This window comes from Rhodobacter sp. (assembly GCA_020637515.1).
Classification (GTDB): Bacteria; Pseudomonadota; Alphaproteobacteria; order Rhodobacterales; family Rhodobacteraceae; genus Pararhodobacter.
Map to the genome: position 1 here is coordinate 3,074,952 of JACKKG010000001.1, position 20,163 is coordinate 3,095,114.

The window sequence follows — 20,163 nt, forward strand, 5'->3', positions numbered from 1 at the left end:
ATGCAGGCCCCCCGCCCAGCCCCGCGACGGCGCGCCGCGCTGATCCGACTGGGCGCCGCCGCCGCGCCCGGGCTGCTGGCGGCCTTTGGCCAGGCGCCCTGGGGGCTTTGGCCGCTGACGCTGCTGGGACTGGCCGGTGTCGCGCTGCTGGCGGCGACCGCCACCACGGCGCGGCAGGCCTTTGGCCGGGTCTGGCTGGCGGGCGGCGTGCATTTCGCCGTGGTCCTGGCCTGGATCGTCGATCCCTTCCTGGTCGATGCCGCGCGGGACGGATGGATGGCGCCCTTTGCGCTGCTTCTCATGGCGGGCGGCATGGGGCTGTTCTGGGCGCTGGCGGCGGCGCTCGCGCAGCAGGCCGCGCGACCGGGCGTGCGCCGCGTCTGGGCCTTTGCCCTGGCGATGCTGGCGTTCGAGGATCTGCGCGGTGTGCTGCTGACGGGCTTTCCCTGGGCGCTGTCCGGGCACATCTGGATCGGCACGCCGCCCGACCAGATCGCCGCCCTGGCCGGGGCGCTGGGGCTGAGCGCGCTGACGCTGGGTCTGTCGGCGGCGCTGGCCACGGGCGGGCTGTGGGCGCAGCGCCGCGCGCCGCGCCGCGCCGCGCTGGGGATGGGCGCGGCGGTGCTGGCGCTGCTGGCGGCCTGGGGCTGGGGCGCGGCGCGCCTCGCCACCCCCCTGCCCGCCGGCCCGGGCCTGACCCTGCGGCTGGTGCAGGCCAATGTGCCGCAAGACCAGAAATGGGACCCCGATCTCATGGACGGGTTCTTTCGCCGCCATCTGGCGCTGTCGGCCGCGCCCGCCGAAACCCGCCCCGATCTGGTGATCTGGCCCGAATCGGCCGCGCCTTTTTACCTGGATCGCCCCGGAAACGGATTGCGCATGGCGGCCGAGGCCGCCGGCGCGCCGCTGGTCCTGGGCCTGGACCGGCGCGCCCCGGACGCCCGGGGCATCCGGCGTTATTACAACGCGCTGGCGGTGGTGGACGCGCAGGGCGAGCCGGTCGCGGTCTACGACAAGCACCACCTGGTGCCGTTCGGGGAATACATGCCGGTGCTGGGCGCCTGGGCGGCGGACCGGGGGTGGTCGGGCCTCGCGGCGCAGGCCCTGGCGGGCTACACGCCCGGGCCCGGGCCCAGAGTGCTGGATCTGGGGCCCGCCGGCCGGGTGCTGCCGCTGATCTGCTACGAGGCGGTCTTTCCGCGCGATCTGCGCACCCCGGAGCGGCCCGACTGGATCTTGCAACTGACGAATGACGCCTGGTTCGGCACCCACATCGGCCCGTTCCAGCATTTCGCGCAAGCGCGCCTCAGGGCGATCGAGACCGGGCTGCCGCTGGTGCGCGCCGCGAACACCGGCATTTCCGCTGTGGTGGATGCGCGCGGGCGCGTCGCGGCCCGCCTGGATCTGGACACGATGGGCGTGCTGGACGCGCCGCTGCCGGGCGCGCTGCCCGCCCCCCCCTATGCGGCGCTGGGCGACGGGCCCTGGCACGGGCTGCTCTTGAGCGGAGTGTTGCTGCTGGGACTCGGTGCGGCCCTGCGGCGGCGCAAAGCGATTGACGCGCCCCGCACAACCGGATAGCGCCTTGGCAATCCCGTCACAACGGCTTCCTGGCGTGACGTTCGAACATCAATGGAGCACAACACCCATGAGCCGACAGAATTACGTCTTCACCTCGGAATCCGTGTCCGAGGGTCACCCCGACAAGGTCTGCGACCGGATCTCGGATGCCGTCCTCGACGCCCTGATCGCCGAGGAACCCAACGCCCGCGTCGCCTGCGAGACCTTCGCCACCTCGTCGATGGTCGTGATCGGCGGTGAAGTCGGCCTGTCCAACGCCGAACGGCTGAAGGACTACATGGGCCGCATCCCGCAGATCGCCCGCGACTGCATCAAGGATATCGGCTACGAGCAGGAAAAGTTCCACTGGAACACCTGCCATGTGCTGAACTTCCTGCACGAACAATCGGCCCATATCGCCCAGGGCGTGGACCGGGACGGCGCGGGCGACCAGGGGATCATGTTCGGGTATGCCGTGGACGAAACGCCCGAGCTGATGCCGGCGCCGATCCAGTATGCCCACGCGATCCTGCGCCGGCTGGCCGAGGTGCGCAAATCGGGCGCCGAACCGACCCTGCGCCCCGATGCCAAGTCGCAGCTTTCGGTGCGCTATGTGGACGGCAAGCCGGTCGAGGTGACCTCGATCGTGCTGTCCACGCAGCACGCGCTGGAAAGCCAGACCTCGGACGACATCCGCGCGATCGTCGAGCCCTATATCCGCGAGGTGCTGCCCTCGGGGTGGATCACCGACAAGACCGAATGGTGGGTGAACCCGACCGGCACCTTCGTGATCGGCGGCCCGGATGGCGACGCGGGCCTGACCGGGCGCAAGATCATCGTCGATACCTATGGCGGCGCTGCCCCCCATGGCGGCGGCGCGTTCTCAGGCAAGGACCCGACCAAGGTGGACCGCTCGGCCGCCTATGCGGCGCGCTACCTGGCGAAGAACGTGGTCGCGGCCGGCCTGGCGAAACGCTGCACGCTGCAGATTTCCTACGCCATCGGCGTGGCCAAGCCGCTGTCGATCTATGTCGACACCCACGGCACGGGCGTCGTTCCGGACGAGGTCATCGAACAGGCGGTCTCGCGCAGCATGGACCTGACCCCGCGCGGCATCCGCACCCATCTGGGGCTGAACCGGCCGATCTATGCGCGGACCTCGGCCTATGGCCATTTCGGCCGCGCGCCCGAGGCCGACGGCGGGTTCTCGTGGGAAAAGACGGACCTGGCCGACGTGCTGAAGAAGGCCGTCTGAGGGAACGGCGGGGGATTTCGCCCTCGGGCGGAAGGCCGCTGGCCTTCAACCCTCGGGCGACCCGGGCGCGCGCTGACGCGCGCGCCGAAGGGGGGCTGTCAGCCCCCCTCTTTGCTGCGCAAATTCACCCCCCGAGGATATTTCCGGCACAAAGAGGTATGGGCGTGGCGCCCCGCCACGCGGCCTGGAGTCGCCCGTCAACGGACAGGTGCACCAGATCGGCCCGGCTGCCCGGTGTCAGCGCCCCCCGGTCGTCGAGACCGAGGAGCCGCGCGGGGTGGCGGGTCATCATCGCCAGGGCGGCGGCCGGGGCGAGGCCGGCCTCGGCAATCATCCAGCGCAGCGCCTGCGGCAAGCTGACATCCGCGCCCGCCAGCGTGCCGTCGGCCAGCGTGAGGCGCCCGTCGCGGCGCAGGATCGCCCGACCGTTCAGCGTGAAGCGGTCGAGGTCGGTCCCGGCGACGGCCATCGCGTCGGTGACGGCAAAGAGCCGGGTTCCGGCCAGGCGTGCGGCCAGGCGAAAGGCGGTCGGCGCGACATGGACCCCGTCCGCGATGATGCCGAGCGCCGCCGTGCTGTCGAGGGCGGCGCCGACCAGCCCCGGAGCGCGGTGCCCGAGGGGGGACATGGCGTTGTAGAGATGGGTCACGGCGCGGGCGCCGGCCGCCAGCGCCTGTCGCGCCGCGCCCTCGGTGCAGTCGCTGTGGCCGAGGCTGACCACCGCCCCGGCGCGCGTCAGCGCGGCGATCTGGGCCGGGGTCGCGGCCTCAGGGGCGAGGGTCACGAGGAGCGAGGGCAGGTCCCGGGCGGCACGGCTGAGCAAGGCGAGATCCGCGTCCTCCATCGGGCGGATCAGGGCCGGGTCATGTGCGCCCTTGCGGCGGGGATCGAGGTGCGGCCCCTCGAGGTGCAGGCCCAGGAAGCCGGGCAAGCCCCTGCGGGCGGCGCGCCGGCCCGCGTCGATCACAGCCTGCGTGGTCGCGCGGTCGGCGGTGATGAGCGTGGGCAACAGCCCCGTGGTGCCCAGTCCCGCGTGCGCGGCGCAGATCGTCGCCAGGTCACGATCGGGATCGCCCTGGCCCAGCAGCGCCCCGCCGCCGCCGTTGACCTGAAGATCGAGGAAACCGGGCGCCAGGATCCCGCCCCCCAGATCGGTGCCCTCGCCCGTATCGGGGATCAGGCCGGCGACGCGGCCGTCCTCGATCGCCAGCGCCAGGCCGTCGTCGTGCAGCGTCTCGCCGTCGAATATCCGCGCCCCGCGCCAGACCTGCCGCATATCGGTGCCTCCTGCCTGCGGCCCAGAAAACCACAGCGCGGGCGCGGGGGAAAGCGGTCAGACGGTCAGCCAGCGGCGCAGCGTGGCCTCGTTCGCGGCGATGTCGGCGCGCGTGCCGGACATCACGGCCTCGCCCCGTTCGAGGATCACGTAGCAATCGGCCAGCGCCTTGGCAAAGTCGAAATACTGTTCGACCAGCACCACGGCCATGCCGGACTGGTCGCGCAGATAGGCGATGGCGCGGCCGATGTCCTTGATGATCGAGGGCTGGATGCCCTCGGTCGGTTCGTCCAGCACCAGAAGACGCGGTTGCATCACCATCGCCCGGCCAATGGCCAGTTGCTGTTGCTGGCCACCGGACAGATCGCCGCCACGCCGGTTCATCATCTGCAAGAGCACCGGGAACAGTTCGAACACCGCGTCCGGTATGCGCCGCGCCCCGCGTGGCAGGGTGGCAAACGCGGTCTCGAGGTTCTCGCGCACGCTGAGCAGCGGAAAGATCTCGCGGCCCTGGGGGACATAGGCGATGCCCCGGCGCGCGCGCTCGGGCGCGGACAGCCGGCCGATCTCTTCGCCCTGCCAGCGGATCGTCCCGCCCGAGATCGGGTGCCGCCCCGTGATGGCCCGCAAGAGCGAGGTCTTGCCGACGCCATTGCGGCCCAGGACGGCGGTGATCTGCCCTTTTTCAGCGGTCAGCGCGATGCCTTTGAGGGCCTGCGCGGCGCCGTAATGCAGGGTCAGGTCAGAGAGTTCCAGCATGTCAGCGCCCCAGATACACGTCGATCACATCCGCCCGCGCCGACACATGGTCCAGCGACCCCTCGGCCAGCACCGCACCCTGGTGCAGCACCGTCACCCGGCAGTTCAGCGCGCGCACGAAGTCCATGTCGTGTTCGACCACGATCACCGTGCGTTCGCCCGCGATCGAGGTCAGCAGCGCGGCGGTTTCCATGGTCTCGGCGTCCGTCATGCCGGCGGCCGGTTCATCGACCAGCAGCAGGGCCGGGTCCTGCGCCAGCAACATGCCGATCTCAAGCCATTGCTTCTGCCCGTGGCTGAGGCCCGAGGCCGGGTCGTGGCGACGGGGCGTCAGGCGGATGCGGTCCAGCAGGGCGGTGACGCGGATTTCCTCGGCGTGCGAGGTCCGGTGCCTGAGCGTGGCGAACACGCCGCGCGGCGCCTTCAGTGCCAGGCGGATGTTGTCCTCGACGCTGTGGGTTTCGAACACGGTGGGCTTCTGGAACTTGCGCCCGATGCCCAGCCGCGCGACGCTGGCCTCGTCCAGGCGGGTGAGATCGGTGTCGCCGTTCCATAACACCACGCCGGCGTCGGGGCGGGTCTTGCCGGTAATGATGTCCATCATCGTCGTCTTGCCGGCGCCGTTCGGGCCGATGATCGCGCGCAACTCGCCCTTGTGCACGGCCAGCGACAGGCCGTTGATCGCCTTGAACCCGTCGAAACTGCGGCTGACCCCGTCGAGGTAAAGCTGCGCGGGCGCCGTGGCGGCGCCGATGACCGGGGCGGCGGTCATGCCGGCATCCCGGACCGCCGGGACGGACGCAGCCGGGACGCCAGGCCCATCAAGCCGTCCGGCAACACCAGCGTCACCAGGATGAAGAGCCCGCCCAGCGCGAACAGCCACAGGTCGGGAAAGGTCGCTGTCAGCCAGCTTTTCAGCGCCACCACGACCAGAGCGCCCAGCGCGGCGCCGACCAGCGTGCCGCGCCCGCCCAGCGCCACCCAGACGACGATCTCGATCGAGTTCGCGGGCGCGAATTCACCCGGGTTGATGATCCCGACCTGCGGCACGTAAAGCGCCCCCGCCAGTCCCGCCATCATCGCCGAGACGGTGAACACGAAGACCGAGAACCCCTCGACCCGGTAGCCCAGAAAGCGGGTGCGGCTTTCGGCGTCGCGCACCGCGATCAGCACCTTGCCCGCCTTCGAGGTGACGATGGCGCGCGCCAGAAGCAGGCCGGCGGCCAATGCCAGCGCGCTCAGTCCGAACAGCGCCAGGCGCGTCGCCGGGGCTGACAGCGACCAGCCCAGCACGTCGCGAAAGTCGGTCAGACCGTTGTTGCCGCCAAAGCCCATCTCGTTGCGAAAAAAGGCCAGCAGCAGGGCGTAGGTCAGCGCCTGGGTGATGATCGACAGATAGACCCCGGAAACCCGGCTGCGGAACGCGAACCAGCCAAAGACAAAGGCCAACAGGCCGGGCACGGCCAGCGCCATGACGGCGGCATAGGGAAAGCTGTCGAACCCCCACCAGAACCAGGGCAGGCGGTCGTAGCCCAGGAAAACCATGAAATCGGGCAGGTCCGGGTTGGCATAGACGCCCCGCGCGCCGATCTCGCGCATCAGGTGCATGCCCATCGCGTAGCCGCCCAGCGCGAAGAACGCGCCGTGCCCCAGCGACAGGATGCCGGCATAGCCCCAGCACAGGTCCAGCGCCACGGCGAGCAGCGCATAGCACAGGTATTTGCCCATCAGCGGGATCATGTGCGCGGGCAACACCAAGGGCGCCGCCAGGGTGGCCAGGGCCAGAGCGGCCAGCAACAGCGCGGTCGGTCGGTCGATCAGACGGGTCATGGCTCAGCCCTCGGCGGCGCGACCGCGCTGCGGGAACAGGCCGCGCGGTCGTTTCTGGATGAACAGGATGATGAAGATCAGGATCAGGATCTTGCCCAGCACCGCCCCGGCCCAGGGTTCCAGCACCTTGTTGGCGATCCCCAGCCCCATCGCGGCCGCCAGTGTGCCCCACAGATTGCCGACTCCGCCGAAGACCACCACCAGGAAGCTGTCGATGATGTAGCCCTGCCCCAGATTCGGCGACACGTTGTCAATCTGGCTGAGCGCGACCCCCGCCAGACCGGCGATCCCGGTCCCCAGGCCAAAGGTCAGCGCATCGACGCGGCTGGTGCGAATGCCCAGATTGGCGGCCATGGCGCGGTTCTGCGTCACCGCGCGCATCCGCAGGCCAAGCGCGGAGTGCCGCATCAGCACGAGCAGCCCGCCAAACACCGCCAGCGCGAAGACGACGATCGCCAGCCGCGCCCCGGTGAGGGTCATCTCGCCCAGTTGCCAGGCGCCCGACATCCAGTCCGGCGTGCCGACCTCGCGGTTGGTCGGGCCAAAGAGGCTGCGCACCCCCTGTTGCAGGATCAGGCTGACGCCCCAGGTCGCCAGCAGCGTCTCCAGGGGTCGGCCATAGAGGTGGCGCACGATGCCGCGTTCGATGGCCACCCCGACCGCGCCCACCAGCAGAAAGGCCAGCGGCACCGCGATGGCAAGGGACCAGCCGAACAGATGCGGCGCGTGGGTGCGGATCACCTCTTGCACGGCATAGGTGGTATAGGCGCCCAGCATCACCATCTCGCCATGGGCCAGGTTGATGACGCCCATCACGCCAAAGGTGATCGCCAGGCCGATCGCGGCCAGCAGCAGCACCGAGCCCAGCGAGATCCCGAACCACAGCGTCTGGGCCTGCGCCCAGGCAGCCTGGCGGGCCTCGGCGCGTTCGAGGGCGCGGATCGCGGCCTCGGCAAGCGCGGGGTCGGGATCGGCGCGGTAGGCGTTCAGCGCGGCCTGCACGCTCAGCGCCGGGGCCGAGGACAGCGCCGCAACCGCCGCCAGGCGCCGTGGCGCGGGCGCGTCCGAGGCCAGCACCGCCGCCGCATGGGCCCAGCCCAGCGCCTGACGCAATGCGGGGATCTGCTCGGCCTCCATCGCCTGGGCAAGGGCGTCGATCTGGTCGGGATCGGGGCTTCGCAGGGCGGCCTCGGCAGCGGCCCGACGGCGCGCGGGGTCCGGATCGGCCAGCGTCAGCACCCCCAGCGCGGTGCGGATGTCGCGCCGCAAGCCGTTGTTCACGCGGATCGCCGTGGTCGCGCGTCCGCCGGCCGGGCCCAGGTCCTCGCCGCTGAGCGGATCGACCGCCCGCCGCGCGTCGGTGACACGCACCACCCGGCCATCGCTGGCGCGCACCTCGAGCGTGCGCGCCAGCAGCGCGTCGAGCACGGCCGCCGCCCGCGAATCGCCCGTGCGCCCGATCTGCGCCACCACCTCGGCCCGGTCGGCGAAATCGCCCAGCGCCAGGCGCGGCACCAGATCGTCCAGACTCTGACCGGCAGCGAGACCTGGCATCAGGGCCAGGACAAGCGCCAGGATTGAGGCCAGGACATGACCCAGCAGTTGGGCCCGAGCTGGGGCCCGAGCTGGGGCCGGGCTAGGCGACAGAAGGCGCATGGAGGCTCCGCGTCGGAAAGGAAAAAAGGGGGGGCGGAAGAGGGACACCCCCCCCGCGGCGGATTATTCGGAACCGCCGCAAGTTCCTGTTTCAACGTTGAAATTGCCGCACGACAGGGGCGAGCGCCAATCGGCGATCAGGCTGGCCGATTCCGGCAGATAATCCGACCACTCATCGCCCAGCACCAGACCCGTGGTTTCCCAGACCACATCGAATTGCCCGTCGGCCTGGATCTCGCCGATCAGCACGGGTTTGGTGATGTGGTGGTTCGCCCCCATCGCGCTGATGCCGCCGGTCAGGTTCGGCACGGCGACGCCGACCATCGCGTCGATGACCGCGTCGGTATCGGTGGTGCCTGCCGCCTCGACCGCCTGCACCCACATGTTGAAGCCGATATAGTGGGCCTCCATCGGGTCGTTGGTGACGCGCGCGTCATTGCCGGTATAGGCGTGCCAGGCCTCGATGAAGGCCTGGTTTTCCGGCGTATCGACCGATTCGAAATAGTTCCATGCGGCCAGGTGGCCAACCAGCGGCGCCGTGTCGATGCCGGCGAGTTCCTCTTCGCCGACCGAGAAGGCGATGACGGGGATGTCCTCGGCGGTGATGCCTTGCGCGGCGAGTTCGTTGTAGAAGGGCACGTTGGCGTCGCCGTTGATCGTGCTGACCACCGCCGCGCGCCGGCCGGTCGAACCAAAGGCCGAAATCTCGCGGACGATGGTCTGCCAGTCACTGTGGCCAAAGGGCGTGTAGTTGACGATGATGTCCTCGGGCGCGACGCCGCGCGACAACAGGTAGGCTTCGAGGATCTGGTTGGTGGTGCGCGGATAGACGTAGTCGGTGCCCGCAAGATAGAAGCGTTCGACGCCTTCGACATCCATCAGGTAGTCGATTGCCGGGATCGCCTGCTGGTTCGGCGCGGCGCCCGTGTAGAACACGTTGCGCTGCGATTCCTGGCCCTCGTACTGAACCGGGTAGAAAAGGATCGAGTTCAGCTCTTCGAACACCGGCAGAACCGATTTGCGGCTGACCGAGGTCCAGCAGCCGAACACCGCCGCAACCCCGTCGCCGGCGATCAGTTCGCGCGCGAGTTCGGCAAAGCGCGGCCAGTCCGAGGCCGGATCGACCACCACCGCCTCGAGGGGGCGGCCCAGCACGCCGCCGCGCGCGTTCTGCTGTTCGATCAGCATCAGCATGGCGTCGCGCAGCGTGGTTTCCGAGATCGCCATCGTGCCCGACAGCGAGTGCAGGATGCCGATGCGGATCGGCTCGACGTCCTCGGCCAGCGCGCCGGTGGCGAGACTGGCGCAAAGCGCGGTGGTCAGCAGCAGTTTGGTCATGGGTCCCTGATCCTGTTGTGCCCCCGGATCGCTGTCCGGGCGGCTGTCTTGTTCGGCGCGCCCGGTCGAGGGGCGCAGATCGAGGCTATTTCTGCGGCGCGGAAAATCTCAGGCGGAAATGTTTGCAGGCGCGGCAAGAACATGGCCGCGCGGGAAAATTGGGCGCGCCGAGGGGCGTTCGCGGCGAAATCGGGCGGAACGTGCAGGGATCGTCGGGGGGGGGAATCAGGGCGGCGCGCGCGAAGGGCAGGCGGACGGGTGGGAGGCGGTGGCGGGGGGCCAGCCCCCCGCACCCCCCGCTCAGGGGGGATCACGATCCCCCCTGAGAACCCCCCGTGCGTATTTCGGACAAGATGATGGGGCGGCGGTCAGCGGGCGGCGGCGCTGCGGGCGGCCTGGTCGTAGCTGCCGGACAGCGCCCTGAGGAGGCCTGCGAGGCGGCTCAGGTCGTCCTGGACCAGGGGCACGCCGGGCAGCAACAGGGCGGCGCGCAGCGTTGCGTAGTGCTGGCAGAGCGCGGCGCCCCGGGCGGTGATGGCAACGGTCTTTTCCTTGCCCTTGCGCCCGGTTCGCACCAGTCCCTGGGAGGCCAGCTTGCGGATCGCGTAGTTTGCCAGGTGCGTGTCCCCGATGTTCAGCACGAGGCACAGGTCGGCCAGCGATTTCGGCCGGTCGCGATGCGCCACCTGGTGCAGGATCAGCACCTCGAGCGGGGACATCTGCGCCCCCGCGGCCGCCATGCAGCGCACCATCCAGCGCTGAAACGCGTGATTGGCCATGGTCAGCGCGAATTCCAGTTCGCTCAGCGCGGGCAAGGCGCTGTCGGCCAGGTGGGCAGAGCTGACGATGGGGCCCAGGGGATCGGTCATGCGAGATTCCTTGACTCGATGCTGACAATTTGTCAACGAAATGTCGATGAATGCAGGAGCGCGGCGCATGTGGGATTTCTGGATCGACCGGGGCGGCACCTTTACGGACGTCGTGGGCCGCGACCCGGCGGGCGCGTTGCATCCGCTCAAGCTGTTGTCCGAGAACCCCGGTGTCTACGAGGACGCCGCGATCGAGGGCATCCGCCGCCTTTTGGGGGGGGCGATCGACCCGGCGCGCATCGGCACGGTCAAGATGGGCACCACGGTCGCCACCAATGCCTTGCTCGAGCGCAAGGGCGACCGCGTCGCGCTGGTCATCACCCGGGGGTTCCGCGATGCGTTGCGCATTGCCTATCAGGCGCGCCCCGAGATCTTTGCCAAGGAGATCGTTCTGCCGGAGCAGCTGTATGAGCGGGTGGTCGAGGTGGACGAGCGCCTGCGGGCCGACGGCAGCGTCGAGACGCCGCTGGCCCCGGCGACCGCGGCGCTGGAGGCGCTGCGCGCGCAGGGATTCGACGCGCTGGCCATCGTGCTGATGCACGCCTGGAAGAACCCCGCGCATGAGCAGGCGTTGGCCGCCGAAGCGCGGCGGCTGGGCTTTTCGCAGGTGTCCGTCAGCCACGAGGTCAGCCCGCTCATCAAGCTGGTGGGGCGCGGCGACACGACGGTGGTCGATGCCTATCTCAGCCCGATCCTGCGCCGCTATGTCGCGCGGGTTGCCGGTGCCCTGGGCGCGACACCGCCAGGGCAGCCGGGACCGACGCTGCAATTCATGATGTCCTCGGGCGGGATGACCGCGGCCGAGGCGTTCCAGGGCAAGGACGCGATCCTGTCGGGGCCGGCGGGCGGCGTTGTCGGCATGGTGCAGACCGCGCGGCTGGCCGGGCATGACCGGGTGATCGGCTTCGACATGGGCGGCACCTCGACTGATGTCGCGCATTGCGCCGGCAGCTACGAGCGCGCCTTTGACACCGAGGTCGCAGGCGTGCGCATCCGCGCGCCGATGATGCGCATCCATACCGTCGCGGCCGGGGGCGGCTCGATCCTGCATGCCGAACCGGGGCGCTTCCGGGTGGGGCCGGACAGCGCCGGGGCCGACCCGGGGCCTGCGTGCTACCGGCGTGGCGGGCCGCTGACGGTGACGGATGCGAACGTGATGCTGGGCAAGCTGAATCCGCGGTTCTTTCCGGCAATCTTTGGCCCGGGCCAGGACCAGCCGCTGGACCGCGACACGGTGGTCGCCCGCTTCGCCGCCATCGCCGAGACCGAGGGCAAGGCGCCCGAGGAGGTAGCCGAGGGGTTTCTGCGCATCGCCGTCGAGAACATGGCCAACGCGGTCAAGAAGATCTCGGTCCAGCGCGGCTATGACGTGACGCGCTACCTGCTGAATTCCTTTGGCGGCGCGGGCGGGCAGCACGCGTGCCTGGTGGCCGACGCGCTGGGCATGGAGCGGGTGCTGATCCATCCGCTCTCGGGGCTGCTCTCGGCCTATGGGATCGGTCTGGCGACGGTGTCGTCAAGCCGCCAGCAGGCGCTGCTGGAACCCCTGACCGAAGACGCGCGCGGGGCCGTCGAGGCGCTGATCGCGACGCTGCGCGACCTGGTGGCGGCCGATATGGCGGCGCAGGGCGTGCCCGCAGAGGCCGTCGCCTGGCAGCCGGTCCTGATGCTGCGGTATGCGGGCACCGATACCGCCCTGCCGGTGCCCTTCGACGGATCGCTCGATACCGCGCGCGCGCGGTTCGAGGCCGCGCACAAGGCGCAGTTCGGCTTCCTACAATCCGGGCGCGAAATCACCATCGAGGCGATCGACCTGCAAGCCGAGGACGCGCGCCCGCAGACCGGGACCGAGGCGACCCGGGCAGAGACCCCCGGCACGCCCGACGCGGATGCCGAGGTGACGATGTTCTCGGGCGGGGCCTGGCATCGGGCGGGGGTGTTCCTGCGCGCCTCGCTGTCCCCCGGGGCCAGCGTGACGGGCCCGGCGCTGATCATCGAGCCGAACCAGACGGTGGTCGTCGAACCTGGCTGGCGGGCCGAACTGACCGGGCGCAACCATATCGTCATGACGCGCCACCAGAAGGCCGCGCGCGCCCAGGTCGTGGGCGCCGATCAGGCGGACCCGATCCTGCTCGAGGTGTTCAACAACCTCTTCATGAACATCGCCGAACAGATGGGGCTGGCGTTGCAGAATACCGCGCATTCGGTCAACATCAAGGAACGGCTGGATTTTTCCTGCGCCGTGTTCGATGCGACCGGTGCGCTGGTGGCCAATGCGCCGCACATGCCGGTGCATCTGGGGTCGATGGACCGCAGCGTGGAAACGGTGATCCGCCAGAACCCCGACATTCGCCCCGGCCAGGTCTATGCGCTGAACGCGCCCTATAACGGCGGCACCCATCTGCCCGACATCACCGTGGTGTCACCGGTGTTCGACGATGCCGGCGCGCGCGTGCTGTTCTGGGTCGCCGCGCGCGGCCATCACGCCGATGTCGGCGGCACCGCGCCCGGGTCGATGACGCCGCTCGCCACCACGGTCGAGGAAGAGGGTGTGCTGATCGACAACTTCCTGTTGGTGGACGAGACGGGATTTCGCGAAACGGCCTTGCGCGCCCTGCTGCGCGATCACCCCTATCCCGTGCGCAACGTCGATCAGAACATCGCCGATCTGAAGGCTCAGGTCGCCGCCAACGAACGCGGTGCAGCCGAGTTGCGCCGCATGGTGCAGGACTTCGGTCTGGGCGTGGTCGAGGCCTACATGCGCCACGTGCAGGACAACGCCGCCGAGGAGGTGCGCCGCCTGCTGGGGCGGCTCGACGATTGCGCCTATCGCTACGAGACCGACACCGGGCAGGTGATCCAGGTGGCGATCCGCGTGGACCGCGACGCGCGCGAGGCCACCGTCGATTTCACGGGCACGTCCGAGGCGCGGGCAAACAACTTCAACGCCCCCGAACCCGTGACCCGCGCCGCCGTGCTCTACGTCTTCCGGGTGATGGTCGAAGCGCCGATCCCGATGAACGCCGGCTGCCTCAGGCCGATCCGCATCATCGTCCCCGAGGGGTGCATGTTGGCGCCGCGCTATCCCCGCGCGGTCGTCGCCGGCAATGTCGAAACCTCGCAACACGTCACCAACGCGCTGTTCGGCGCGCTGGGGGCCATGGCGAACAGCCAGGGGACGATGAACAACCTGACCTTTGGCAACGCGACCTATCAGTATTACGAGACGCTGTGCTCGGGCGCGCCGGCCGGGGTGATGAACGACGGGCGCGGCTTCAACGGCACCTCGGGCGTGCATGTGCACATGACCAACTCGCGCCTGACCGACCCCGAGATCCTGGAACTGCGCTTTCCCGTGCTTCTCGAAGCGTTCGGCCTGCGCGCGGGTTCGGGCGGGCGCGGACGCTGGTCGGCGGGCGACGGCACCACGCGCACGATCCGCTTCCTCGAACGGATGGATTGCGCGATCCTGTCGTCCCACCGCAACCGCGCGCCGCAGGGCCTGGCGGGTGGCGGTGCGGGCCAGGTCGGCCAGACGCTGGTGCGGCGCGCCGACGGCCGCGTCGAGACACTGGCCGCCTGCGCGCAAGTGGTGCTGGACCCGGGCGAGGCGGTCAGCGTGATCACACCGACGGCGGGGGGATATGGCACACCCGACTAGACGCGGCCGCCCGGTCCCGCGCCGTCTTTGCGCCCGAAATATCCCGGGGGGTGTGGGGGGCAGCGCCCCCCACCGGATCGCCCGAGGGCTGGAGGCTGGAAGCCTCCCGGCCGAGGGCGAAACCGCCCCTCGCCCTCAGCCGATGCGGCCGGTGATATAGGCCTCGGTCTGCTTTTCACGCGGGTTGACGAAGATCTGCTCTGTCTCGCCATATTCGATCAGCTTGCCCAGGTGGAAGAACGCGGTCTTCTGGCTGACGCGGGCCGCCTGTTGCATCGAATGGGTGACGATGACGATGGTGTAGTGCTCTTTCAACTCGTGGATCAGGTCCTCGACCACCGCCGTCGCGATCGGGTCCAGCGCCGAGCAGGGCTCGTCCATCAAGATCACCTCGGGTCCGGTGGCGATGGCGCGCGCGATGCACAGCCGCTGCTGCTGGCCGCCCGACAACCCCGTGCCCGGCGCATCGAGCCGGTCCGCGACTTCTTTCCACAGGCCCGCCTTCTGCAACGCGCTCTCGACCAGCGCGTCGGTCTCGGCCTTGCCCCGGACCAGGCCATGGATGCGCGGGCCGTAGGCGATGTTGTCGTAAATCGACTTGGGGAACGGGTTCGGTTTCTGGAACACCATGCCGACACGGGCGCGCAGTTCCACCACATCCAGCGCGGGGTCGTGGATGTCCTCGCCGTCGATGGTGATCGTGCCGCCGACGCGGCACCCCTCGATCGTGTCGTTCATCCGGTTGAAGCAGCGCAAAAAGGTGGACTTGCCACAGCCCGACGGCCCGATGAAGGCCGTGACCGCGCGTTCCGGGATGTCGATGGTGACATCGAAGATCGCCTGTTTCGGGCCGTAATGCACCGTCACGTCGCGCGCCTGGATCCGGTTGGCGCGGTCGTCGCCCGTTTGCGCGGGGGCGGTGGGGCGGATGGTCTTCAGGGGCGCGCTCATGTCAGGCTTTCCTTTCCAGGCGGCCGCGCAGCCAGATGGCCAGCGCGTTCAGCACGATCATCAGACCCAGCAGGACGATGATCGCGGCAAAGGTGCGGGGTTCGAAGAAGTTGCGGTTCTCGTTGCCCTGCCACAGGTAGATCTGCACCGGCAGCGCCGCCGATTGTTCGAGCGGCGTGGCGGGGATGTTCGCGACAAAGGCGTTCATGCCGATCAGCAGCAGCGGCGCGGTTTCCCCCAGCGCCTGCGCCACGCCCAGGATCGAGGCCGTCAGGATCCCCGGAAAGGTCACCGGCAGGACGTGGTGGAACACCATCTGCGTGCGCGACGCGCCGATCCCCAGCGCCGCCTGCCTGAGCGACGGCGGCACGGCGCGCAGGGACGAACGGGTGGCGATGATGATCGTCGGCAGCGTCATCAGCGTCAGCACCATGCCCCCGACCAGCGGCGCCGACAGCGGCAGGTGGAAGATGTTGATGAAAACCGCCGCCCCCAACAGGCCGAACACGATCGACGGCACCGCCGCAAGGTTGTTGATGTTCACCTCGATCAGGTCGGTAAACCGGTTCCGCGGGGCGAATTCCTCCAGGTAGATCGCGCTGGCGACACCGATCGGCACCGCCAGCACGATCACCACCAGCATCATGTAGAGCGAGCCGACAAAGGCCCCCGCCAGCCCCGCCGAGGCCGGCGACGACCGGCTGTCCACATTGGTGAAGATATGCCAGGCAAAGGCGCGGTGCACCGCCCCCCGGGCCATCAGCGCGTCGATCCAGTCGCGCGCCGGGCGGCTCAGTTGCTGACGCGCGTCGGGCAGGTCGCGGCTGATGCGGCCCTGCGCCCAGTTGTCACCGTCGGCCGACAGCAGCATCCGCACCGGCACGCTCTGGCCGATCAACCCGGGATCGTCGGCCACCATGTCGCGCAGCACGAAGCGCATGCCCGAATCGATCACCGACACCGCGGCGCGGTCGTCGATGGCGATCCCGGGCGCGGACGCCTGCACCGCGGCCACGATCAGCCGGTTCCAGTTCACCATCGCCAGGCGCCGCTGCCACGCCAGCATCGCGGCGCGGAACTCGGCGTCGGACTGATCGGTGGCCTGCACGGGGCGATCGGGCACGCGGACCACGGCCGGGTCAAAGGTGACCTCGGCGTCGAGCGTGTATTGCCAGAACGCCGGCAGGCCGTGCGACAGGATGTTGGCGAACAGCACCGCGACAAAGGCCATGGCCGCCATCGCCGCCCCCAGGCCCAGCAGCCGGAACCGTGCCTCGGCGCGGTTGCGGCGGGTGAGCGAGCGGCGGATCTGGGCGCGGCGGCGCGCGTTCTCGTCGGGGCCGGAACCGGCGGGCGCGGTGTCGATCACGGTCATTCGTATTGCTCCCGGTATTTCCGAACGATGGCCAACGCGCCGACGTTCAGCGCCAGCGTCAGCACGAACAGCGTGAGCCCCAGCGCAAAAGCCACCAGCGACTGCGGCGAGGCAAAGTCGCTGTCGCCCGTCAACGCCGCCACGATGGTAACCGTGAAGCTCGAGCTCGGCTCGGCCGGGTTGAAGCGCAGCACCGGCGCATTGCCGGCCGCCAGCACCACGATCATCGTTTCGCCGATGGCACGGCTGACCGCCAGCAGGATCGCGCCGACGATGCCGGGCAGCGCGGCGGGCACGATCACGTTGCGGATGGTTTCCGACTTGGTCGCCCCCAGCCCCAGCGAGCCGTCGCGCATGGCGCGCGGCACCTGGCGGATGATGTCATCGCTGAGCGAACTGATGAAGGGAATGATCATGATCCCCATCACGATCCCCGCCGTCAGCGCCGAGGTTGCGTTGACGTCCAGCCCCACCGACGCCCCGACGCCGTGCAGGAACGGCCCGACCGAGACCAGCGCAAAAAAGCCGTAGACGATGGTCGGGATGCCGGCCAGGACCTCGACCGCCGGTTTCACGACATTGCGCAACCGGGGCGAGGCGTATTGCGTCAGCCACACCGCCGTCATCAGACCGACAGGGATCGCCACCAGCATGGCGATGGTGGCAATCATCAGCGTGCCGACCAGCAGCGGCAGCATCCCGTAGCCGCCGGTCGCGGCGTTCGAGGTGGTGGAATAGCGCGGGTTCCAGACCGTGCCAAAGAAGAACTCGGCCGGCGAAACAAAGGAGAAAAAGCGCAGCGTCTCGAAGATCAGCGAAACGACGATGCCCAGCGTGGTGAAGATCGCGATGACCGAACACAGGATCAGCGCCAGCTTGATGACCGCCTCGACCTGGTTGCGCGCGCGGGTGCGCACGCTCAGGCGGGCCCGGGCAAGGACCAGCCCGCCGATCGCAAGGATCGCGCCCAGCGCCACCGCGCCCAGCATCACCGTCTGGCGAAACGCGGCCAGCGCCTGGCCGGCCGGGGTTTCCCAATCGGCCAGATCGCCGGCGACGCCGAACCCCGTCGCCAGCGCGTCCACGCGCTGCGCCGCGACGACACGGTCGGGACCGGCGGCGATGTCGGCCGGGATCAGGCTGTCCACATACCACGCATCGAGCCACCCCGAGGCCAGGCCCCAGACAAGCAGCACCAGCAACAGCGGGATCGTCGCCCACAGCGCGACCAGCGCGCCATGGTATTGCGGCCGGCTGTGCAGGCGACCGGTCCGGGCCAGGCCCAGGCTGCGGCCCAGGCCCACGCGATAGGCGATGGCCAGCACCGCCAGAACCAGGGCTGTGATCGCGAGGCTGTTCATGCGGGTGCCTTTTCGATACGAAAAAGCGGCGCCCCGGACGGGGCGCCGCCAGGATCGGTTTACTGCCCGACGCTCACGCCATTTTCAAAATTCGCCAGGACCTGGGCGATTTCGTCCGCCGGGGCGGGGATCAGGCCGGCAGTTTCCAGACGACCGCCGAGACCCGCCATCGCATCCGACAGGAAGAATTCGGTGTATTCGACCAGGCCGGGGATGACACCGATGTGCTCGCCCTTGACGTAGAAGAACAGCGGGCGCGAGACCGGGTATTCGCCGGTTGCGACGCTTTCCAGCGAGGGCGTGACGCCCGACATGGTGGCGACGCGCAGGGTGTCGGTGTTCTGTTCGTAGAACGACAGGCCGAACACGCCGACGGTGTCCGCGTCCGAATTCAGGCGCGCCAGGGTCTCGGTATAGTCGCCGGCGATCTCGACGACATTGTCCTGACGCAGCGCCAGGCAGGTGTCGCCTTCGGCGTCGTCGCCCAGAACCGCATGGCAGCCGGCCTCGATCACGCGCTGCTCGAACACTTCACGGGTGCCGTGGTTCGAGGCCGGGATCGCCATCATGATGCGCTGGTCGGGCAGCGAGGGGTCGATGTCGCGCCAGGTCGTCGGCAACGCGGTGCCTTCGGGCTGGTTGGCGCCGATGGCGCGGTAGACCAACTCGGGCGTCAGGGCGAATTCCGGGCCCGACAGGCGCGAGGCAAAGACGATACCGTCATAGCCGATGCGGATTTCGCGGATGTCGTTCACGCCGTTCGCGTGGCAGGCTTCGATTTCCGAGGCCTTGATCGGACGCGAGGCATCGGCGATGTCGATCGTGTTCGGACCCACGCCTTCGCAGAACTGGCGCAGGCCGCCACCGGTGCCGCCCGACGAAACCACCGGGGTTTCGAATTCCGGGAACGCCTGGCCGAATTCCTCGGCCACGATCGAGGCAAAAGGCAGAACCGTCGAGGAGCCGGCGATCTGGATGTTGGTGCGGGTCTGGGCAAAGGCCGGCGCGGCGAGCGCGGCGGTCAGGGCGACGACGCTGAGCGTGGTCTTGGCGGTCATGGAACAACTCCTGGCTTTCCGTCTGGCCGCCCCCTCGGCGACCCTGGCGCTTCTCTAGGCGCGGTCGATGACGGGTTTGCTACGCTTTTGTAACAGTTTTGCGAAAGCGGCCCTGCCCCGATCCAGGGGACCGGCAAAAACCCGTGCCATGGGGCCGGCGGACCGCCTCAGGGTTGCAAATCGCCGGTCAGGCCAGTTCGTGCGCCCGGGGCGGGTTCGCCCCGGCCCGGCCGACGGTGATCGCGGCAGCGGCGATTCCCCGGCGCAGCGCGCCGCGCAGGACCGATTCGCCTAGCCCATGGACCGCCCCCGGGACCAGGGCGCCCGCCGCGTGCAGGCTGGCCAGCACACCCGCATTGAACGTATCGCCCGCGCCCACCGTGTCATGGACCCGCACGGCGGGCGCGCGTTCGCACCACGCCCCCGCCCTGGTGCGCGCTGTCGCCCCCGCCGCGCCCTCGGTGACCAGGACCAGCGCCGTGCCCCGGGCGATCAGCCCCGCCGTGAAGGCGGCGCCATCGCCTGGCGCCAGCCAGTCCAGATCCTCGTCCGACAGTTTCACGATATCGGCGGCGCCCAGCATCCGTGCGAGCCGCGCGCGATACGCCGCCGCGTCGCGGATCGCCGCGGGCCGGATGTTGGCGTCGATCATCGTCACGCTTCGCCCCGCCTCGCGCCGCATCAGCGTCTCGAAGGCGTCGCCGCAGGGCTCCATCGCCAACGAGATCCCGCCCAGCAACAGGCAATCCGCGTCCACCCTGGCGGGCAGATCGGCGGCGGTCAGCATCCGGTCCGCCGTGCCGGCATCGTAAAAGGCATAACGCGGCGCGCCGTGCGACAGATCCACGAAGGCCAGCGTGCAGGGGCGCGGGGTCGTGACGCACAAAGACAGGTCCACCCCGGCGTCCGTCAGCGCGTCGCGCAGCCGACCGGCCAGGAAATCGGTGCCAAGACCTGACAAAAGGCCGGTCGGAACCCCCAACCGCCCCAAGGCGACGGCAGTGTTCAGCGCCGCACCGCCCGGGCGCGGCTCAAGGAGCAGGCCTTGCGGCAGGGCGTGGGGCACCATGTCGATCAGCGCCTCGCCGCAGCACAGCACCGCGACCATCTCAACGGCCCTTGCGCGGCGGGGACGGACAGCGGGCTGGTGGGGTCATGACGGCGCCTTGCGGTGTTCGGGTCCCAGGGTCGCGCGGTCGCCGCGCGCGCCCCGA

At 69.6% G+C, this 20,163-nt stretch carries 15 protein-coding genes and 1 riboswitch; of the genes, 3 read left to right on the forward strand and 12 right to left on the reverse strand.

Annotated features, from left to right (window positions below):
• Together lnt and H6900_14990 are read left to right on the forward strand one after the other, a co-directional pair.
• Positions 1–1,581, forward strand: a complete 1,581-nt coding sequence (gene lnt / locus H6900_14985) for an apolipoprotein N-acyltransferase (GenBank protein MCC0074586.1) — start codon at positions 1–3, stop codon at positions 1,579–1,581.
• A 10-nt stretch (positions 1,582–1,591) separates the two neighbouring features.
• Positions 1,592–1,640: riboswitch (SAM riboswitch) on the forward strand.
• A gap of 8 nt (positions 1,641–1,648) precedes the next feature.
• Positions 1,649–2,815 (forward strand): methionine adenosyltransferase, encoded by a 1,167-nt coding sequence (locus H6900_14990; protein MCC0074587.1) that lies wholly within the window; start codon positions 1,649–1,651, stop codon positions 2,813–2,815.
• A gap of 124 nt (positions 2,816–2,939) precedes the next feature.
• On the opposite strand, the gene nagA is transcribed toward H6900_14990, so the two are convergent.
• The 7 genes from nagA to H6900_15025 form a co-directional block, all read right to left on the reverse strand.
• On the reverse strand, positions 2,940–4,091 hold the full coding sequence (gene nagA, locus H6900_14995) for an N-acetylglucosamine-6-phosphate deacetylase (GenBank protein MCC0074588.1): 1,152 nt from the start codon (positions 4,089–4,091) through the stop codon (positions 2,940–2,942).
• Between the two features lie 57 nt (positions 4,092–4,148).
• Positions 4,149–4,850, reverse strand: coding sequence for an urea ABC transporter ATP-binding subunit UrtE (gene urtE / locus H6900_15000; protein ID MCC0074589.1), 702 nt, complete (start codon positions 4,848–4,850; stop codon positions 4,149–4,151).
• 1 nt (position 4,851) lies between these two features.
• Complete coding sequence (urtD, locus tag H6900_15005; protein ID MCC0074590.1) at positions 4,852–5,622, reverse strand: urea ABC transporter ATP-binding protein UrtD; 771 nt, start codon at positions 5,620–5,622, stop codon at positions 4,852–4,854.
• Positions 5,619–6,680, reverse strand: coding sequence for an urea ABC transporter permease subunit UrtC (gene urtC / locus H6900_15010; protein ID MCC0074591.1), 1,062 nt, complete (start codon positions 6,678–6,680; stop codon positions 5,619–5,621). Before urtC ends, urtD begins: the two co-directional genes overlap by 4 nt.
• A gap of 3 nt (positions 6,681–6,683) precedes the next feature.
• Positions 6,684–8,336 (reverse strand): urea ABC transporter permease subunit UrtB, encoded by a 1,653-nt coding sequence (urtB, locus tag H6900_15015; GenBank protein ID MCC0074592.1) that lies wholly within the window; start codon positions 8,334–8,336, stop codon positions 6,684–6,686.
• Between the two features lie 63 nt (positions 8,337–8,399).
• Positions 8,400–9,674 carry an urea ABC transporter substrate-binding protein gene (urtA, locus tag H6900_15020; GenBank protein MCC0074593.1) on the reverse strand — a complete coding sequence of 425 codons (1,275 nt, stop codon included), beginning with the start codon at positions 9,672–9,674 and terminating at the stop codon, positions 8,400–8,402.
• Between the two features lie 368 nt (positions 9,675–10,042).
• Positions 10,043–10,612 (reverse strand): winged helix DNA-binding protein, encoded by a 570-nt coding sequence (locus H6900_15025; GenBank protein ID MCC0074594.1) that lies wholly within the window; start codon positions 10,610–10,612, stop codon positions 10,043–10,045.
• Between H6900_15025 and H6900_15030 the strand changes: the two genes are divergently transcribed.
• Positions 10,590–14,204, forward strand: a complete 3,615-nt coding sequence (locus tag H6900_15030; protein MCC0074595.1) for a hydantoinase B/oxoprolinase family protein — start codon at positions 10,590–10,592, stop codon at positions 14,202–14,204. The genes H6900_15025 and H6900_15030 overlap by 23 nt on opposite strands.
• A gap of 135 nt (positions 14,205–14,339) precedes the next feature.
• Here H6900_15030 and H6900_15035 read toward each other — a convergent pair whose 3' ends face one another.
• The 5 genes from H6900_15035 to H6900_15055 form a co-directional block, all read right to left on the reverse strand.
• The gene (locus tag H6900_15035; protein ID MCC0074596.1) at positions 14,340–15,155 is read right to left on the reverse strand and encodes a phosphate ABC transporter ATP-binding protein; all 816 of its coding nucleotides are present in this window, start codon (positions 15,153–15,155) and stop codon (positions 14,340–14,342) included.
• A gap of 1 nt (position 15,156) precedes the next feature.
• Positions 15,157–16,530, reverse strand: coding sequence for a phosphate ABC transporter permease PstA (pstA, locus tag H6900_15040; protein ID MCC0074597.1), 1,374 nt, complete (start codon positions 16,528–16,530; stop codon positions 15,157–15,159).
• Positions 16,527–17,891, reverse strand: coding sequence for a phosphate ABC transporter permease subunit PstC (pstC, locus tag H6900_15045; GenBank protein ID MCC0074598.1), 1,365 nt, complete (start codon positions 17,889–17,891; stop codon positions 16,527–16,529). Before pstC ends, pstA begins: the two co-directional genes overlap by 4 nt.
• 59 nt (positions 17,892–17,950) lie before the next feature.
• The gene (locus H6900_15050; protein ID MCC0074599.1) at positions 17,951–18,949 is read right to left on the reverse strand and encodes a substrate-binding domain-containing protein; all 999 of its coding nucleotides are present in this window, start codon (positions 18,947–18,949) and stop codon (positions 17,951–17,953) included.
• 187 nt (positions 18,950–19,136) lie between these two features.
• Positions 19,137–20,057 (reverse strand): carbohydrate kinase, encoded by a 921-nt coding sequence (locus H6900_15055; GenBank protein MCC0074600.1) that lies wholly within the window; start codon positions 20,055–20,057, stop codon positions 19,137–19,139.
• Positions 20,058–20,163: the final 106 nt, after the last annotated feature.

Excerpts from the sequence above, each read along its gene's own strand:
- urtA (MCC0074593.1), bottom strand. The coding sequence starts at position 9,674 with ATGACCAAACTGCTGCTGACCACCGCGCTTTGCGCCAGTCTCGCCACC.
- lnt (MCC0074586.1), top strand. The coding sequence starts at position 1 with ATGCAGGCCCCCCGCCCAGCCCCGCGACGGCGCGCCGCGCTGATCCGA.
- nagA (MCC0074588.1), bottom strand. The coding sequence starts at position 4,091 with ATGCGGCAGGTCTGGCGCGGGGCGCGGATATTCGACGGCGAGACGCTG.
- urtD (MCC0074590.1), bottom strand. The coding sequence starts at position 5,622 with ATGACCGCCGCCCCGGTCATCGGCGCCGCCACGGCGCCCGCGCAGCTT.
- urtB (MCC0074592.1), bottom strand. The coding sequence starts at position 8,336 with ATGCGCCTTCTGTCGCCTAGCCCGGCCCCAGCTCGGGCCCCAGCTCGG.
- H6900_15050 (MCC0074599.1), bottom strand. The coding sequence starts at position 18,949 with ATGACCGCCAAGACCACGCTCAGCGTCGTCGCCCTGACCGCCGCGCTC.
- H6900_14990 (MCC0074587.1), top strand. The coding sequence starts at position 1,649 with ATGAGCCGACAGAATTACGTCTTCACCTCGGAATCCGTGTCCGAGGGT.
- H6900_15035 (MCC0074596.1), bottom strand. The coding sequence starts at position 15,155 with ATGAGCGCGCCCCTGAAGACCATCCGCCCCACCGCCCCCGCGCAAACG.
- H6900_15025 (MCC0074594.1), bottom strand. The coding sequence starts at position 10,612 with ATGCGCCGCGCTCCTGCATTCATCGACATTTCGTTGACAAATTGTCAG.
- pstA (MCC0074597.1), bottom strand. The coding sequence starts at position 16,530 with ATGACCGTGATCGACACCGCGCCCGCCGGTTCCGGCCCCGACGAGAAC.
- urtE (MCC0074589.1), bottom strand. The coding sequence starts at position 4,850 with ATGCTGGAACTCTCTGACCTGACCCTGCATTACGGCGCCGCGCAGGCC.
- pstC (MCC0074598.1), bottom strand. The coding sequence starts at position 17,891 with ATGAACAGCCTCGCGATCACAGCCCTGGTTCTGGCGGTGCTGGCCATC.
- urtC (MCC0074591.1), bottom strand. The coding sequence starts at position 6,680 with ATGACCCGTCTGATCGACCGACCGACCGCGCTGTTGCTGGCCGCTCTG.
- H6900_15055 (MCC0074600.1), bottom strand. The coding sequence starts at position 20,057 with ATGGTCGCGGTGCTGTGCTGCGGCGAGGCGCTGATCGACATGGTGCCC.
- H6900_15030 (MCC0074595.1), top strand. The coding sequence starts at position 10,590 with ATGAATGCAGGAGCGCGGCGCATGTGGGATTTCTGGATCGACCGGGGC.